Consider the following 15,674-nt stretch of genomic DNA (forward strand, 5'->3'; position numbering starts at 1 on the left):
CCCGACGTCTGCCCCTGCCCCAAGGTCGATAACCGCCCCCAGGGCCCCCAATTGGCCTATGCGCCGGGCAAGTGGCCGTTCGTAGGACAGGTGTTCAGCCACCGATACCCGGAGCTTTTGAACCGTCACCGATCGGGTTCGGGGTCCTGCAGCCAATTGACCAGTTCCGATGTGAAAGCGACCGGATCCTCCTCATGCGGGAAGTGTCCGAGTCCGTCGAACAGGCGCCAGCGGTACGGGGCTTCCACGTACTCTCCGGAGCCGGCCGCGCTGCGGGTGCGCATCACGGGGTCCAGGGAGCCGTGCAGATGCAGGGTCGGCACCCGCACCGGGCGCTTCATCCGGCGGTTGAACTGGATGCCGTCCGGCCGGGCCAGCGAGCGGACCATCCAGCGGTACGGCTCGATCGAGCAGTGCGCGGTGGAGGGGATGCACATCGCGCGACGGTACGTGTCCACCGCGTCGTCCTCCGGCAGCCGCGGCCCGGACCAGTCCCGGATCAGCCGCCCGACCAGCGCCCCGTCGTCGGCGGTGAGCCGGCGCTCCGGGATCCAGGGCCGCTGGAACCCCCAGATGTAGGAGGACGCGGAGGTCTGCCGGACGTCGGAGAGCATCGCCGAGCGCCAGCGCCGCGGATGCGGCATGGACGCCACCGCCAGGCGCCGTACGAGCTTCGGGCGCATCACCGCCGCCGTCCAGGCCAGGTAGCCGCCCAGGTCGTGGCCGACGAGGGCGGCGTCCGGCTCGCCGAGGGAGCGGATCACGCCGGTGATGTCGAGCGCCAGGTTGGCCGGGTCGTAGCCGCGCGGGGTGCGGTCGCTGCCGCCGACGCCCCGCAGGTCCATGGCGACCGCCCGGAACCCGGCGTCCGCGAGCGCCGGGAGCTGGTGCCGCCAGGTCCACCAGAACTGCGGGAAGCCGTGCAGGAGCATCACCAGCGGCCCGTCGCCCATCTCGGCGATGTGGAAGCGCGCGCCGTTGGCGGCCACGTCCCGGTGGGTCCAGGGGCCGTCGAGTCGTGCGACCGAGGCGGATTGCGCCGAAGGGGTGGCCGGGTCCGTCATGACGACGAGCGTGCCACAGCCTCGATGGCGGCGGGCGACCGGTCCTCCAGCTCCGGCGCCGGACGCGGGTGCGGCTTGGCCTTCTGCAGGACGCCCGCGGTCTCCTTCATCGAGGCGGCGACCTTCTGCGGGCCCTTGCTCTTCTTGGCCTTCTTCGCGAAGTAGACGCCGATCAGCGCGAGCACCACGGCGATGAGCACGTTCGCGGCGAAGGAGAGCAGGAAGCAGATGGCGAGGTTCCAGTCGCTCCAGGTCCGGATGCCGTACGCCAGGGCGAAGTTGAGCATCGGCAGGGAGAACACCAGCACACCGCCGGCCACCATGAACGCGCCGCCGCTGGTCGCACCGCGCTTCACGTCCTGCTTGAGCTGTGCCTTGGCCAGGGCGATCTCGTCGTGCACCAGGGCCGACATCTCGGTCGTCGCCGAGGCGAACAGCTGGCCGATGCTGCGTTCGGCGCCGACCGGGCTGCCGTCGGGTGCGCTCATCGCGTTCTCCCTCTTCTGACCGTCTGGGTGAGGTCTCGACTTTTGTACCGTCCCGTCAGATCATGCCCGACGCTCGTTCTCCTCGCCTGCCCCGCCCGCCACTTCGGCAAGCCGCTCCAGCTCCGCGGCCTTCTCCTCGGCGATCCGCCGGTGCTCGGCGGCCTTGCGCTCGTGGATGGCGGCCATCCGCAGGTGGTACTCCGGGTCGTCCTCCTCGTAGATGTCGGGGATGCCCGAGTGGTCGTCGTCGCGCTCCTCGGTCTCGATCATCCGCCGGTACTTGGCGTTGCGGATCTTCAGCAGCACCGTCGCCAGCAGGGCCGCGATCAGGGAGCCCATGAGCACGGAGGCCTTGACCTCGTCGGTGAGGGCGGCGTCGCCCTCGAAGGCCAGCTCGCCGATGAGCAGCGAGACGGTGAACCCGATCCCGGCGAGGGTGGCCACCGCGAACAGGTCCGCCCAGGCCAGGTCGTCGCTGAGCGAGGCCCGGGTGAACCGCGCGGTCAGCCAGGTGCCGCCGAAGATGCCGACCGTCTTGCCGACCACCAGCCCGAGCACCACACCCAGGGTCTCCGGATGGGTGAACACCTTGCCGAGCGCGTCTCCGGACAGCACGACACCGGCGCTGAACAGGGCGAACAGTGGGACGGCCACCCCTGCCGAGAGCGGCCGGACCAGGTGCTCGATGTGCTCGCCGGGGGAGTGCTCCTCGCCCTCGTGGGGGTGGCAGCGCAGCATCAGGCCCATGGCGACACCGGCGATGGTGGCGTGGATGCCGCTGTTGTACATCAGCGCCCAGATGACCAGCGCGAGGGGCACGTAGATGTACCAGCCGCGCACGCCCTTGCGCAGCAGCAGCCAGAAGACCACCAGGCCGGCGACGGCGCCGCCGAGGGCCGCGAAGTTCAGGGTCTCGGTGAAGAAGACCGCGATGATCAGGATGGCGAAGAGGTCGTCGACGACGGCGAGGGTGAGCAGGAAGGCGCGCAGGGCGCTCGGCAGCGAGGTGCCGATCACGGCGAGCACGGCGAGCGCGAAGGCGATGTCGGTGGCGGTGGGCACGGCCCAGCCGGCCAGGGAGCCGTCGCCGGAGAGGTTGGTCAGCGTGTAGACGAGCGCGGGGGCGGCCATGCCGCACAGCGCGGCGACCACGGGCAGTGCGGCCGCCTTGGGGTCGCGCAGGTCACCGGCGACCAGTTCGCGTTTGAGCTCGATACCGGCGACGAAGAAGAAGATCGCGAGCAGTCCGTCGGCCGCCCAGTGCGCGATCGACAGATCGAGGCCGAGGGCCGAGGGGCCTATGTGGTAGTGGCTGACCTCGGCGTAGCTGTCGCTCAGCACGGGGACGTTCGCCCAGATCAGGGCGGCCACGGCGGCGGCGAGGAGCAGGACACCGCCGACGGTCTCGGTGCGCAGCGCGTCCGCGACGAAGTTCCGCTCGGGCAGGGACAGCCGCCCGAGGACCTTGCGGGGGGTGCGGGGCGTGGACACGGGAACCTCCGGGAAGCGGGCAGCACAAACACTTGCCGACCAGACTTCCCGGCGCACCTTGTGGAACTTTACGTGTTGTTTAGCGTACCTAACCTGTGCCGCCCCGGCATATGAGGGCCGTTACCCATGAGCGGAGCGCTCCGGAGTGGAGCGCTCCGCTCATGGGCTGTTGGAGGTGGTCAGTCCTCGCTCGGCGCGGCCGGCAGCTTGGCCTGGATGAGGTCCATCACCGTGGAGTCGGTCAGCGTGGTGACGTCTCCCAGCTCACGGTTCTCGGCGATGTCGCGCAGCAGACGGCGCATGATCTTGCCGGAGCGGGTCTTGGGCAGCTCCGCGACCGGCAGGATCCGCTTGGGCTTGGCGATCGGGCCGAGCGTGGCGCCGACGTGGTTGCGCAGCTCCGCGACCAGGTCGTCGGTCTCCGCGGCGGTGCCCCGCAGGATCACGAAGGCGACGATCGCCTGACCGGTGGTCTCGTCCGCGGCGCCGACCACGGCCGCCTCGGCGACCGAGGGGTGCGAGACGAGCGCCGACTCGACCTCGGTGGTGGAGATGTTGTGGCCGGAGACGAGCATGACGTCGTCGACGCGGCCGAGCAGCCAGACATCGCCGTCGTCGTCCTTCTTGGCACCGTCACCGGCGAAGTACTTGCCCTCGAAACGCGACCAGTAGGTGTCGATGAACCGCTGGTCGTCGCCCCAGATGGTGCGCAGCATCGACGGCCACGGCTCGGTCAGCACCAGGTAGCCGCCACCGCCGTTGGGCACCTCGTTGGCCTCGTCGTCGACGACGGTCGCGGAGATACCGGGCAGTGGGGTCTGCGCGGAACCGGGCTTGGTGTGGGTGACGCCGGGCAGCGGCGAGATCATCATCGCGCCGGTCTCGGTCTGCCACCAGGTGTCCACGATCGGGGTGCGGTCCGCGCCGATGTGCTTGCGGTACCAGATCCACGCCTCGGGGTTGATCGGCTCGCCCACCGAGCCCAGGATGCGCAGGCTCGACAGGTCGAACTTGGCGGGGATGTCGTCGCCCCACTTCATGAACGTACGGATCGCGGTGGGCGCCGTGTACAGGATCGTCACCCCGTACTTCTGGATGATCTCCCAGAACCGGCCCTGGTGCGGGGTGTCCGGGGTGCCCTCGTACATGACCTGGGTGGCGCCGTTGGCGAGCGGGCCGTAGACGATGTAGGAGTGCCCGGTGACCCAGCCGACGTCGGCGGTGCACCAGTAGACGTCGGTCTCCGGCTTGAGGTCGAAGACGGCGTGATGGGTGTAGGCCGTCTGGGTGAGGTAGCCGCCGGAGGTGTGCAGGATGCCCTTCGGCTTACCCGTCGTGCCGGAGGTGTAGAGGATGAACAGCGGCTGCTCGGCCTCGAACGCCTCCGGGGTGTGCTCGGCGCTCTGCCGCTCGACCAGCTCGTGCCACCACACGTCCCGGCTGTCGTCCCAGGCGACCTCCTGACCGGTGCGCCGGACGACGAGGACGTGCTCGACGTTGTCCACCTTGGCGATGGCCTCGTCGACGGCCGGCTTGAGCGCGGACGGCTTGCCGCGCCGGTAGCCGCCGTCGGAGGTGATGACCACCTTGGCGTCGGCGTCCTGGATACGGGTGGCGAGCGCGTCGGCGGAGAAGCCGCCGAAGACGACGGAGTGGGCGGCACCGATCCGGGCGCAGGCGAGCATCGCCACGGCCGTCTCGGGGATCATCGGCATGTAGACGGCGACCCGGTCGCCCTTGCGGACACCCAGCTCCAGCAGCGCGTTCGCCGCCTTGGAGACCTCGTCCTTGAGCTCGGCGTAGGTGAGGGCGCGGCTGTCGCCGGGCTCACCCTCGAAGTGGATGGCGACCCGGTCGCCGAGCCCGGCCTCCACATGGCGGTCCACGCAGTTGTACGCGACGTTGAGCGTGCCGTCCTTGAACCACTTGGCGAACGGCGGGTTCGACCAGTCCAGCGTCTCGGTCGGCTCCTTGGCCCAGGTCAGCCGACGGGCCTGCTCGGCCCAGAAGCCGAGCCGGTCAGCCTTGGCCTGTTCGTACGCCTCAGCCGTGACGTTGGCGTTGGCGGCCAGGTCAGCGGGCGGCGCGAAGCGTCGCTCCTCTTTCAAGAGGTTGGCCAGGCTTTCGTTGCTCACGACATCTCCCTTTCCCAGGGTGTCCGTTGTGTCCCAGGCCACAGCTCATCAGACCCGGGGGCCCGATGACAAGGGCCGACGGGAAATTGGTTTAGACCTGTCTGTGGACCTGTCCACGGCCCTGTCACGGCTGTTGTCCGGTAGGCGGCGTCACACGTACCCACGGACGCTGACCAGGGAGAGTTCAGGGCCTGTGTCGCCTTTCACACCTATGGTCCCGGGCCCGCCCTCAGGCCGGCAGCTCCGCCGCGCGCACATGGTCGAAGAGCTGCTCCCCGCCGTGCCCGGTGAGCAGGTACGCCTGAGCCTCACCCACATGGAAGTACATCCCGTGCAGCTCCAGTGCCCCGTCCCGCAGCGCCCGTGCCACCGAGTCGTGGGCGCGCAGGTGCTCCAGCTGCTGGACCACATTGGTCAGGCAGAGCTGCTCGGCGGCGTCGGCGGGCGCCCGCCCGGCGAGCCTCGGGCACGGCCTGCCCGCGTCGGCCAGGCGCTCCAGGCTCGGCATGCCGTGCCGCAGCCACCGCCCGAGCGGGCTGCGCGCACGGCCCGGCTCGGAGCTGAGCAGCGCCTGCATCGCCCCGCATCCGGAGTGCCCGCACACCGTGATGGACCGGACCTTCAGCACGTCCACCGCGTACTCGATCGCGGCGGCCACCGAGTCGTCCCCGCTCTCCTCGCTGGACCGGAAGGTCGCCCCGCCGGGCAGCGGAGGCGGGACCAGGTTGCCCACATTGCGCACCACGAACAGATCACCGGGACCACTGGAGGTGATCATCGAGGTGACCAGCCGCGAGTCGGCGCAGGTGAGGAAGAGCTGGGAGGGCCGCTGTCCCTCCCGCGCCAGCCGGGCCAGCTCACCGCGCACCAGCGGCGCGGTGTTGCGCTGGAACGCGCTGATACCGCGCGCCAGTTCCCGCCCGCTCGGCCCGTGGCCGTGCCGGGCCGAATCCGTCGGCACACCGTTTCCGGAACCGGCGCGGTGTGGGCCGTCCGGTCGGGCGTCCGGCGAGGGCTCCTCGCACTGGTGGTTGCGCCAGGGCGTCCAGGGGCGGCACCGGCACCCGGCCTGCGCGCCCGCCGGTACGGCGGTCCCGGATGCCGTGGTCGCGGTGTCGGGGACCCCGGGCTCGGCGATCCGCAGCCCCGCCCTGCGGCCGTGCAACTCGACCGAACCGCCCCGCGCGGTATGGGTGTTCTGCCAGTCCTGGAGCGTCTCGTACGCCGCGTGGTCCATGAAGGAGCCGTCCAGCTCCACGACGGCACGGGCCCCTTGGGGTACGAGGTGCAGGGTCCGGCTGAGCCGGGGCACGGCGAGGAAGGTCAACTGGCCTCGGACATGGACGTAATGGACTCCTTCCTTCTCGTCATGGGTGATACGGGTGCGGGCGAGGCGGTGCAGGGAGACGGCGACGGCGACGGCGATCCCCAGCGTCACGCCCTCCAGGACGCCGAGGAAGACCACGCCGGCGGTGGTGACGGCGTAGACGAGCACCTCGCGGTGGCGGGTCACCGTGCGGATGTGGTGCAGGGACACCATGCGGATACCGACGGCCATCACCAGGGCGGCGAGCGAGGCGAGCGGGATCAGCTCCAGGAGCGGGACCATCAGCAGCGCGGCGACTACTACCAGAACGCCGTGCAGCATCGTGGAGTTCCGGCTGACGGCACCGGCGTTCACATTCGCCGAACTGCGCACCGCGACCCCGGCCACCGGCAGTCCGCCGAGGCCGCCGGAGACGATGTTGGCGGCACCCTGGCCGAGCAGTTCGCGGTCCAGGTCGGAGCGGCCGACGCCCTCGGGCGGGCCGGGGCGGCCGGCGGCCAGCTTGTCCACGGCGACCGCGCCGAGCAGCGACTGCACGCTGCATACGAGGGTGACGGTCAGCACGGCCGCCAGGATGCCGAGCACCGGTCCTTCCGGGAGCCCGGCCAGGGCGTGGCTGCGCCAGGACGGCAGGTCGACCTTGGGCAGCCGCAGCGCGGCGAGCGAGGCGGCGGCGGTGGCCCCGGCGACGGCGATCAGGGCGGCGGGCACCCGGCGCAGCAGGCGTCCGGCCCGGCCGGGCAGGTGCGGCCAGAGCAGCAGCAGGGCGAGGGTGAGGCCGCTGACCGAGACGGCGGCCGGGTGCAGTTCGGCCAGCTGGGCGGGCAGGGCGCGCAGATTGTCGGGGACGGAGCTCTGCGGGGTGCCGCCGAGGACGATGTGCAGCTGGGCGACGGCGATGGTGACGCCGATGCCCGCGAGCATGCCGTGGACGATGGCGGGGCTGACGGCGAGCGCGGTGCGCGCCACGCGCAGGCAGCCGAGGCCCAGCTGGGCGGCACCGGCGAGGACGGTGATGGCGCAGGTGGTGCGCCAGCCGTAGCGCTGGATGAGATCGGCGGTGACCACGGTGAGACCGGCGGCGGGGCCGCTGACCTGGAGCGGGGCCCCGCCGAGCCGGCCGGCGACGAGCCCTCCGACGGCGGCGGCGACGAGCCCGGCCTGGAGCGGTGCACCGGTGGCGAGCGCGATGCCGAGGGAGAGCGGCAGCGCGATCAGGAAGACCGCGACCGATGCGGAGACATCGGCGCCGGCGAGGCGGAAGCGGCGGGGACGTACGGGCGGCGGGCTGTGGGACGGATGGGCGGGCTCGGCCCGAGTGTCGGTGGTGTGGGTGGGGACGCAGGCGGACATGGTTCCCGTCTCCTCCGGGGCGGCGCGGTCGCGGATCTGGTCACCCCCGGCGGTGTGGGGGTCGGGTCGGCGGCCGTGGGTCACGGCATGCAGCGGCGGGATAAATCAACGCTCAGTAAACGGATCGTAATGCAGAGTAAAGGGCGAGCATAGGGTTTCCGGGCAAATGGGCGAATACCTCACCTGAATGAGTGAAGTGCCCGTTTCGTCGGCTTGTCCTACTAATTCCTTTTCGGGTCCGTGCGATCTTGGCCGCGCTGTCGTCGCTTTTCCGGCAGAACGCCAGAAAACGCCCCTGTCGGCGTTGGCCCCGAGAGAAGGAAGTAGGTGGGCGGAACATGGCCGCCACCCAGAAGATCGCCGCGGGCGCCGTGGTCGCCGCGGTCTGTGCCGCGTCCCTCGCCGGCTGCACGAGCGGCAGTGAGGGCACCAAGGGCGGAGTCCCCGGTCCGCAGAAGGAGAAGCCGGCCCAGGCGGCGCCCAAGAGCCCGGTCCGGCTGATCGGCGATGGGTCCACCGCGTACACCGGGGCCCAGCCCCACCTGCCGCGGCCGGAACGCCTGAAGCCGGGTCAGAAGCCGCCGCAGTTCGTGGTGTTCTCCTGGGACGGCGCCGGGGAGGACGGCCAGCGCCTGTTCTCGCACTTCCGCAAGGTCGCCAAGGCCAACAACGCGACCATGACGTACTTCCTGAGCGGTGTGTACATGCTTCCCGAGGACAAGCGGGACCAGTACCGGCCGCCGCAGCACTCGCCGGGCCGCTCCGACATCGGCTTCAACGACGTGGAGGGCATCGCCGACACCGTCGAGCAGCTGCGCGGCGCCTGGCTGGAGGGCAACGAGATCGGCACCCACTTCAACGGCCACTTCTGCGGCAAGGGCGGCGGGGTCGGCGAGTGGTCCGTGGAGGAGTGGAAGGACGAGATCGCCCAGGCGAAGCAGTTCGTGAAGTCCTGGAAGACCAACACCGGGATGGACAAGGCCGCGCCGCTGCCCTTCGACTACGACAAGGAGCTCATCGGCGCCCGCACCCCCTGCCTGGAGGGCCGCGCCAACTTCATGCAGGCCGCCCGCGAGTTGGGCTTCCGCTACGACACCAGCGGCGTCAACAACCAGGTCTGGCCCAAGAAGAAGGAAGGCCTGTGGGACCTGTCGATGCAGCTGGTGCCCTTTCCCGGCCGCACCTTCGAGCAGCTGACCATGGACTACAACTTCATGGTCAACCAGTCCGGCACCACCAGCCAGGGCGACCCCGACAAGTACGCGTTCTGGGGCGACCAGATGCGTGACGGCCTCCTCCAGGGCTTCCAGCGCGCCTACGACGGCAACCGCGCGCCGCTGATCATCGGCAACCACTTCGAGTCCTGGAACGGCGGCACCTACATGCGTGCCGTCGAGGAGGTCATCGAGACCGTCTGCAACAAGCCCGAGGTGCGCTGTGTCTCCTTCCGCCAGCTCGCCGACTGGCTGGATGCCCAGGACCCGCAGGTGCTGCAGAAGCTGACCACGCTGGGCGTCGGCGAGGCGCCGAGGCAGGGCTGGGCCGCCTTCCTGTCGGACCGCCCGGCCCCGGCCCCGAAGGGCGTACCCGGGGCCCCGGCGGCCCGGCAGTAGCGGCGGCAGCGACCGCGTCCGCTCAGGCGGGAGCGGCGACGCTCTCGTCGAGCACGAACGAGGGGTCGACCTGGGCGGCCAGGTCGGCCCCCGTCCGCTCGTTCCCCCACGCCTGGGCGTTCTTCAGATGGAAGTGCACCATCTGGCGGGTGTAGCGCTCCCAGTCGCGGTGCTCGTAGGTGGCGTCCGCGGCCTCCCGCATCCGGTGCAGGGCGCGGTGGTTGGCCTCCTCCAGCAGCTCGAACCGGGGCGGGCGCCCCTTCTCCATGGCGCGCACCCAGTCCGAGTGCCCCACCGTGACGAGCAGGTCGTCCCCGGCCTCCGCGCGCAGGAAGTCGAGGTCCTCCTCGCCGTGCACCTTGTTGCCGACGACCTTCAGCTCGACGCCGAAGTCCCGGGCGTACTCCTTGTACTGGCGATAGACGGAGACCCCCTTCCGGGTCGGCTCGGCGACGAGGAACGTCATGTCGAAGCGGGTGAACATGCCGGAGGCGAAGGAGTCCGAGCCCGCCGTCATGTCGACCACGACGTATTCGTCGGGGCCGTCGACGAGGTGGTTCAGGCACAGCTCCACCGCTCCGGTCTTGGAGTGGTAGCAGGCGACCCCCAGGTCGGCGTCGGTGAAGGGGCCGGTGACCATCAAACGGACGGCGCCGCCGTCGAGTTCCACCGGCCGCGCGCAGGCGTCGTAGACCGGGTTCGGCTCGCACACCCGGAGCAGCCGGGAGCCCTCGCCGGGCGGAGTGGTCTTGATCATCGTCTCCGCGGAGGTGATCCGCGGGTTGCTGCCGCGCAGATAGTTCTTGATCAGCGTCAGCCGGTCGCCCATCGCGGGCAGCGCGGCCGCCTCGGACTCCTCCAGGCCGAGCGCGGCCCCGAGGTGCTGGTTGATGTCGGCGTCGATGGCGACCACCGGCGCACCGGCCGCCGCCAGATGCCGGATGAACAGGGAGGACAGGGTCGTCTTGCCGCTGCCGCCCTTCCCGACGAAAGCAATTTTCATGTTCAGTAAGCGTAGTGACGCGGGCCGCGCCGACACGGCTGGACGTGAAGATGGCCACTCGATCGTGGGGTGGGGCCCGGGGTGCGTAATGTCGTACTCATGAGTACGACAGGCGCGACCGCCGATCCGTTCGCGGCCCTGGGCGCGCTGCCCGGTGTGCCCGAGTCCGTGGAGTCCGTGCGCAAGGCCGTGGACCGGGTCTACGGACACCGGATCATGCGCCGCCGCAGCAACGAGATCACCTCCGAGGCGGCGCTGCGCGGCGCCCGTGGCTCGGCGGCGCTGGCGGGTGCCGACTGGGCGCTGGAGGAGGTCCGCCGGCGCACCGACTTCAGCGGTGACGACGAGGCGCGCGTGATGGGCGCCGCCCTGCGGCTGACCGCCGAGGCGGGGCAACTGCTGTCCATCTGGCGGCAGTCGCCGTTGCGCGTGCTGGCCCGGCTGCACCTGGTGGCCGCGGCGACCAACGGCCCCGAGGTGGGGCGTCCGCGCCAGGCGGGCGAGGCGGTCGACGAGCCGCTGGTCGAGCTGCCGCTGCCGAGCGCCGCCGAGGTCAACGGCCGGCTGGAGGGCCTGTCCGAGCTGATCATCGCGGGCGGCTCCGCCCCAGCCCTGGTGACCGCGGCCGTGGTGCACGGTGAGCTGCTGGCGCTGCGGCCCTTCACCTCCCACAACGGCCTGGTCGCGCGGGCGGCCGAGCGGATCGTGCTGGTGGGCAGCGGCCTCGACCCGAAGTCCGTGTGCCCGTCGGAGGTCGGTTACGCCGAACTCGGCGGCGCGGCCTACCTGACGGCCCTCGACGGCTATGTCTCCGGCACCCCCGAGGGGATGGCGGCCTGGATCGCGCACTGCGGCAAGGCGGTCGAGCTGGGGGCGCGCGAGTCCACGGCGGTGTGCGAGGCGCTGCAGCGCGGAGCGGCGTAGGAAAGGGACAGGCCCGGAAAGACCCCCGAACAGGGTTGCGGCGGTACGAGAATCCGTACCGCCGCTGGCATGTCCACCGGGTTACCAAGCGTCCTCGATATGTTGCCCATCAGGTCGGGGACTTTGCCCGTCACCTGGTGCGGCTGGCCCGTAATCGACGGGTCGACGTCGCGTGGGTGCCCGATGTTCATGCTCGGTCCGTGGGGCCAATTGCGTTTTAAAGGTGATCCTCTCGGATGTCCTTTGGTCTCGCGGGCCGTTGACTCCTTTCTACTCCAGCTCCGGAGCAAGCGGAAGCCCTGACTGCGGTTCTTTACTTTTGGGTTCAAATGCGAGCCAAACGGGCACCGCTGGGGCGCGCCCGCCCGGCCCGCGGCGTCGGCGCAGGTCAGGCCAGGGCCGTACGGCGCCGGCTGGCGTACCAGACGAGGCCGGCGGTGGCCGCCGCGGCTCCTATGGCGGCCGCCGCCACCAGGGCCGGTCGGGTGGAAACCGAGAATGCGGGCAGCCGCTGCTTGAGCTGGACCGGGCGGTGGAAATCGAGAATCGGCCACCCGCGCGCGAGGGCTTCGCGGCGCAGGGCCCGGTCCGGATTCACGGCGTGCGGATGGCCGACGGACTGGAGCATCGGAAGGTCGGTCGCCGAGTCGCTGTAGGCGTAGCAGCGCGCGAGGTCGTACCCCTCGGACGCGGCCAGCTCCTTGACGGCCTCGGCCTTCGTCGGGCCGTACGCGTAGTACTCCACCTCTCCGGTGAAGCAGCCGTCCTCTCCCACGACCATCCGGGTGGCCACCACCCGGTCGGCGCCCAGCAGTTCGCCGATCGGCTCGACCACTTCGGCGCCCGAGGTGGACACGATCACCACGTCGCGGCCGGCGGTGTGGTGCTCCTCAATGAGGGAGGCGGCCTCGTCGTAGATGATCGGGTCGATCAGGTCGTGCAGGGTCTCGGCGACGATCTCCTTGACCTGCTGGACGTTCCAGCCGCGGACGAGCGCCGAGAGATACTCCCGAGTGCGCTCCATCTGGTCATGGTCCATACCCCCGACGCGGAAGACGAACTGGGCGTATGCGGTCCGCAAGGCGGCCCTGCGGTTGATCAGACCGCCTTGGTAGAAGGACTTGCTGAACGTGAGCGTGCTCGACTTCGCAATGACCGTCTTGTCCAGGTCAAAGAAGGCCGCTGTGCGGGGCAAGGAGTGGTTTTCCACGACCCCGAGCATATGCGCAGCCCATTCGGCGTAAGGTGGGGCGTGTGGGTTTGCCTGAGAGGGCTCTCGGGTACACCATGGAAGTCACGGATCGTTCGCGACCGTGCTAACCCGGTCCGACTCCTCCCCCCCCGAGTCGGCCGTGGGGACGACCCCCGCTCTCCCCCCCGGCGGGGGTCGTCGCATGTCCGAACGGTTTTTCTCCCTATTTCTCCGGCCTTGAGGCCACAACGAGGCGGCTCTGTCCGCCTCTTCGGCATGCCCATGATTCGTCACTGTGTGTAGTTGTCGCGCTGCTCTGCGGATGTCGCACGGGGGTTGGTACAACGCTCACCGGTTTGGGTGACAGCGATATTCACAGGCGCTGAGTCGTCCACAGTTTTTGACCAAGATCCACACGATTTCCGCCTTCGCTGCACCGTGATTCCGACGCGCCCCGCCGGAGCCGACTTCATGGCCGGTTCCGGATAGTCGGGCGAGTTTGGCCGGTTCGTATCGGCCGCTCATATGGAGACCGGTTGCCCGTTCTTCACACGTTTGGGAATCGCGGGGCCTCAGGGGCTCTGTGAGAGATGCAGCAAGGGGGAGATTGTGGCCTCAACCGTCACACAGGAACCACCGCCCGCCGCCTCCGGCCGGCCGGGCGCACCGCTGATCGTCACCGAGGACGCCGTCCTGCTGGACGACCTGCTGCGCCTGTGCGCGGCGGCCGGGGCGACACCCGAGGTCCATCACGGCATCCCGGAACCCCGCGGCAGCTGGGAGGCGGCACCGCTCGTCCTCGTCGGCGACGACGCGGCGCGCCGGGTGCGCGGCGCCGCCCGCAGGCGTGGGGTGGTGCTGGTCGGCCGGGACCAGGACGACTCCGGCGTCTGGCGCCGGGCCGTCGAGATCGGCGCCGACCACGTCCTGGTGCTCCCGGACGGCGAGCAGTGGCTGGTCGACCGCATCGCCGACGTGGCCGAGGGAGTCGGCAGACCCGCCCTCACCGTCGGCGTCATCGGCGGACGGGGCGGCGCGGGGGCGTCCACGCTCGCGTGCGCCCTCGCCGTCACCTCCGCGCGGGAGGGACTGCGCACCCTGCTCGTGGACGCCGATCCGCTGGGCGGCGGACTCGATGTGGTCCTCGGCGGGGAGAGCGCCGAAGGGCTGCGCTGGCCGGCGTTCGCCGCCTCGCGCGGGCGGGTCGGCGGCGGAGCCCTGGAGGAGTCACTGCCCCGGCTGCACGACCTCAGGGTGCTCAGCTGGGACCGCGGCGACTGCATCGCCGTACCGCCCCAGGCCGTACGGGCCGTCCTGGCCGCCGCCCGGCGGCGCGGCGGCACGGTCGTCGTCGACCTGCCGCGCCGGATCGACGACGGCGTCGCCGAGGTGCTCGCCCAGCTCGACCTCTGCCTCCTCGTGGTCCCGGCCGAACTGCGCGCCGTCGCGGCCGCCGCACGGGTGGCCTCCGCCGTCTCCATGGTCCTCGGCGACCTGCGCCTCGCGGTGCGCGGCCCGTACGCCTCCGGCCTCGACGGCGGCGAGATGGCCCGCCTCCTCGGCCTGCCCCTCGCGGGCGAGGTCCCGAACGAACCGGCCCTGCGCCGCCGCGATGCCCCGCCGGGAGCGGCGGCCCGCGGACCGCTGGCGCGGTTCTGCCGGGACTTCTGGGAGCGGGCGCTGATGGAGGTGGGGGCATGACCACCGCTGCCATGGCGGGCGAGCCGACCCCCGCGCTGCTCGACGGGGTGCGGCGCAGGCTCGCCGAGAGCGGGGCCGAACCGACGCCCGCGCGCGTGGCGCAGGCGCTGCGCGAACAGGGGCGGGTGCTCGGGGACGCCGAAGTGCTGGGCGCGGCCGAGCGGTTGCGCTCCGAGCTGGTCGGCAGCGGGCCGCTGGAACCCCTGCTCGCCGATCCCTCGGTGACCGATGTGCTGGTCTCCGCCCCGGACCGGGTCTGGGTCGACCGCGGCGGCGGACTTGAGCTGACCGGCGTCCGCTTCCCCGACGCGGCGGCCGTACGACGCCTCGCGCAACGGCTTGCCGCGGTGGCGGGGCGGCGCCTGGACGACGCCCGGCCCTGGGCCGACGCCCGCCTGCCCGACGGCACCCGGCTGCACGCGGTCCTGCCGCCGGTGGCGGTCGGCTGCACCTGTCTGTCCCTGCGGGTCGTACGGCCGCGGGCGTTCACGCTCGACGAACTGGTGACCGCCGGCACCGTGCCGCCGGGCGGCGACCGGGTGCTGCGGGCGCTGATCGAGGCACGGCTGTCCTTCCTCATCAGCGGCGGCACCGGCAGCGGCAAGACCACCCTGCTCAGCGCGCTGCTCGGGCTCGTCGGGCCGGGTGAGCGCATCGTGCTCGCCGAGGACTCCGCGGAGCTGCGCCCCGACCACCCGCACGTCGTGGGCCTGGAGAGCAGACCCGCCAACCAGGAGGGCGCCGGGCTCGTCACGCTCCAGGACCTGGTCCGCCAGGCGCTGCGGATGCGGCCGGACCGGCTGGCCGTCGGCGAGGTGCGCGGACCGGAGGTGGTGCATCTGCTGGCCGCGCTGAACACCGGCCACGCCGGCTGCGGCACGGTCCACGCCAACGCGGCGGCCGACGTCCCGGCCCGGCTGGAGGCGCTCGGCACGGCGGCGGGGCTCGACCGGGCGGCGCTGCACAGCCAGGTGGCGGCGGCGTTGTCGGTGGTCCTGCATCTCGTGCGGGGGCGGGACGGGCTGCGGCGGATCGCCGAGGTGCATGTCCTGGAGCGGGACGAGGCGGGGTTGGTGCGGACGGTTCCCGCGCTGCGGTGGGGGTTGGGCGTTCGTGGCCGAGCGGGGGTGGGGGTGGTTGCGGGGGGTGCTGCGGGAGCGGGGTGTGCTGTCGGCGGATGACGGATGCGAGACGAGGAACGGGGAGTGCGATGGGTGATGTCGGGATGAGCGGGGCCGCGGCCTGTGCCGGGGCGGCGGCGCTGTGGCTGCTGAGCGGGCGGAACGCCGGGGTGCGGCGGGCGCGGTTGCTGCTCGCCGGGGGCGGAGCGGTGGGAGCCGGGCCGCCGGACTGGCGGGCGGTCGCGGTCGGGCGGGTGCGGTG

10 protein-coding genes and 1 pseudogene are annotated in these 15,674 nt (G+C 71.4%); 4 read left to right on the forward strand and 7 right to left on the reverse strand.

Annotation, left to right across the window (positions count from 1 at the left end):
* Positions 1–125 precede the first annotated feature (125 nt).
* From GA0115233_RS21810 to GA0115233_RS21830, 5 genes are all read right to left on the reverse strand, one after another.
* Positions 126–1,064, reverse strand: a complete 939-nt coding sequence (locus GA0115233_RS21810) for an alpha/beta fold hydrolase (RefSeq protein ID WP_093721954.1) — start codon at positions 1,062–1,064, stop codon at positions 126–128.
* Positions 1,061–1,552: a phage holin family protein gene (locus GA0115233_RS21815; RefSeq protein WP_093721955.1), complete on the reverse strand. Its 492-nt coding sequence runs from the start codon at positions 1,550–1,552 to the stop codon at positions 1,061–1,063. Before GA0115233_RS21815 ends, GA0115233_RS21810 begins: the two co-directional genes overlap by 4 nt.
* A 60-nt stretch (positions 1,553–1,612) precedes the next feature.
* Positions 1,613–3,043, reverse strand: coding sequence for a Na+/H+ antiporter NhaA (nhaA, locus tag GA0115233_RS21820; protein ID WP_093721956.1), 1,431 nt, complete (start codon positions 3,041–3,043; stop codon positions 1,613–1,615).
* Between the two features lie 179 nt (positions 3,044–3,222).
* Positions 3,223–5,178, reverse strand: a complete 1,956-nt coding sequence (gene acs, locus GA0115233_RS21825; protein ID WP_093721957.1) for an acetate--CoA ligase — start codon at positions 5,176–5,178, stop codon at positions 3,223–3,225.
* A 229-nt stretch (positions 5,179–5,407) separates the two neighbouring features.
* A complete protein-coding gene (locus tag GA0115233_RS21830) occupies positions 5,408–7,858 on the reverse strand; it encodes a SulP family inorganic anion transporter (protein ID WP_176711893.1) in 2,451 nt (816 codons plus the stop codon).
* 338 nt (positions 7,859–8,196) lie between these two features.
* On the opposite strand from GA0115233_RS21830, the gene GA0115233_RS21835 reads away from it, so the two are divergent.
* Positions 8,197–9,471: a hypothetical protein gene (locus GA0115233_RS21835; RefSeq protein WP_093721959.1), complete on the forward strand. Its 1,275-nt coding sequence runs from the start codon at positions 8,197–8,199 to the stop codon at positions 9,469–9,471.
* A gap of 22 nt (positions 9,472–9,493) precedes the next feature.
* Here GA0115233_RS21835 and GA0115233_RS21840 read toward each other — a convergent pair whose 3' ends face one another.
* Entirely contained in the window at positions 9,494–10,474 is a 981-nt protein-coding gene (locus tag GA0115233_RS21840; protein ID WP_093721960.1) for an ATP-binding protein, read from the reverse strand.
* A 99-nt stretch (positions 10,475–10,573) separates the two neighbouring features.
* On the opposite strand from GA0115233_RS21840, the gene GA0115233_RS21845 reads away from it, so the two are divergent.
* Positions 10,574–11,398, forward strand: coding sequence for a Fic family protein (locus GA0115233_RS21845; protein ID WP_093721961.1), 825 nt, complete (start codon positions 10,574–10,576; stop codon positions 11,396–11,398).
* Positions 11,399–11,786: 388 nt separating this feature from the next.
* On the opposite strand, the gene GA0115233_RS21850 is transcribed toward GA0115233_RS21845, so the two are convergent.
* Positions 11,787–12,620 (reverse strand): HAD family hydrolase, encoded by an 834-nt coding sequence (locus GA0115233_RS21850; RefSeq protein ID WP_093721962.1) that lies wholly within the window; start codon positions 12,618–12,620, stop codon positions 11,787–11,789.
* A gap of 579 nt (positions 12,621–13,199) precedes the next feature.
* Between GA0115233_RS21850 and ssd the strand changes: the two genes are divergently transcribed.
* The gene (gene ssd / locus GA0115233_RS21855) at positions 13,200–14,291 is read left to right on the forward strand and encodes a septum site-determining protein Ssd (RefSeq protein WP_093721963.1); all 1,092 of its coding nucleotides are present in this window, start codon (positions 13,200–13,202) and stop codon (positions 14,289–14,291) included.
* Between the two features lie 11 nt (positions 14,292–14,302).
* A pseudogene (locus GA0115233_RS21860) lies at positions 14,303–15,509 on the forward strand (TadA family conjugal transfer-associated ATPase).
* Positions 15,510–15,674 lie beyond the last annotated feature (165 nt).

The sequence above is a fragment of the Streptomyces sp. DI166 genome (assembly GCF_900091315.1).
Lineage (GTDB): Bacteria > Actinomycetota > Actinomycetes > Streptomycetales > Streptomycetaceae > Streptomyces > Streptomyces fuscus.

Excerpts from the sequence above, each read along its gene's own strand:
- GA0115233_RS21835 (WP_093721959.1), top strand. The coding sequence starts at position 8,197 with ATGGCCGCCACCCAGAAGATCGCCGCGGGCGCCGTGGTCGCCGCGGTC.
- GA0115233_RS21845 (WP_093721961.1), top strand. The coding sequence starts at position 10,574 with ATGAGTACGACAGGCGCGACCGCCGATCCGTTCGCGGCCCTGGGCGCG.
- GA0115233_RS21810 (WP_093721954.1), bottom strand. The coding sequence starts at position 1,064 with ATGACGGACCCGGCCACCCCTTCGGCGCAATCCGCCTCGGTCGCACGA.
- GA0115233_RS21830 (WP_176711893.1), bottom strand. The coding sequence starts at position 7,858 with ATGTCCGCCTGCGTCCCCACCCACACCACCGACACTCGGGCCGAGCCC.
- GA0115233_RS21815 (WP_093721955.1), bottom strand. The coding sequence starts at position 1,552 with ATGAGCGCACCCGACGGCAGCCCGGTCGGCGCCGAACGCAGCATCGGC.
- GA0115233_RS21850 (WP_093721962.1), bottom strand. The coding sequence starts at position 12,620 with ATGCTCGGGGTCGTGGAAAACCACTCCTTGCCCCGCACAGCGGCCTTC.
- GA0115233_RS21840 (WP_093721960.1), bottom strand. The coding sequence starts at position 10,474 with ATGAAAATTGCTTTCGTCGGGAAGGGCGGCAGCGGCAAGACGACCCTG.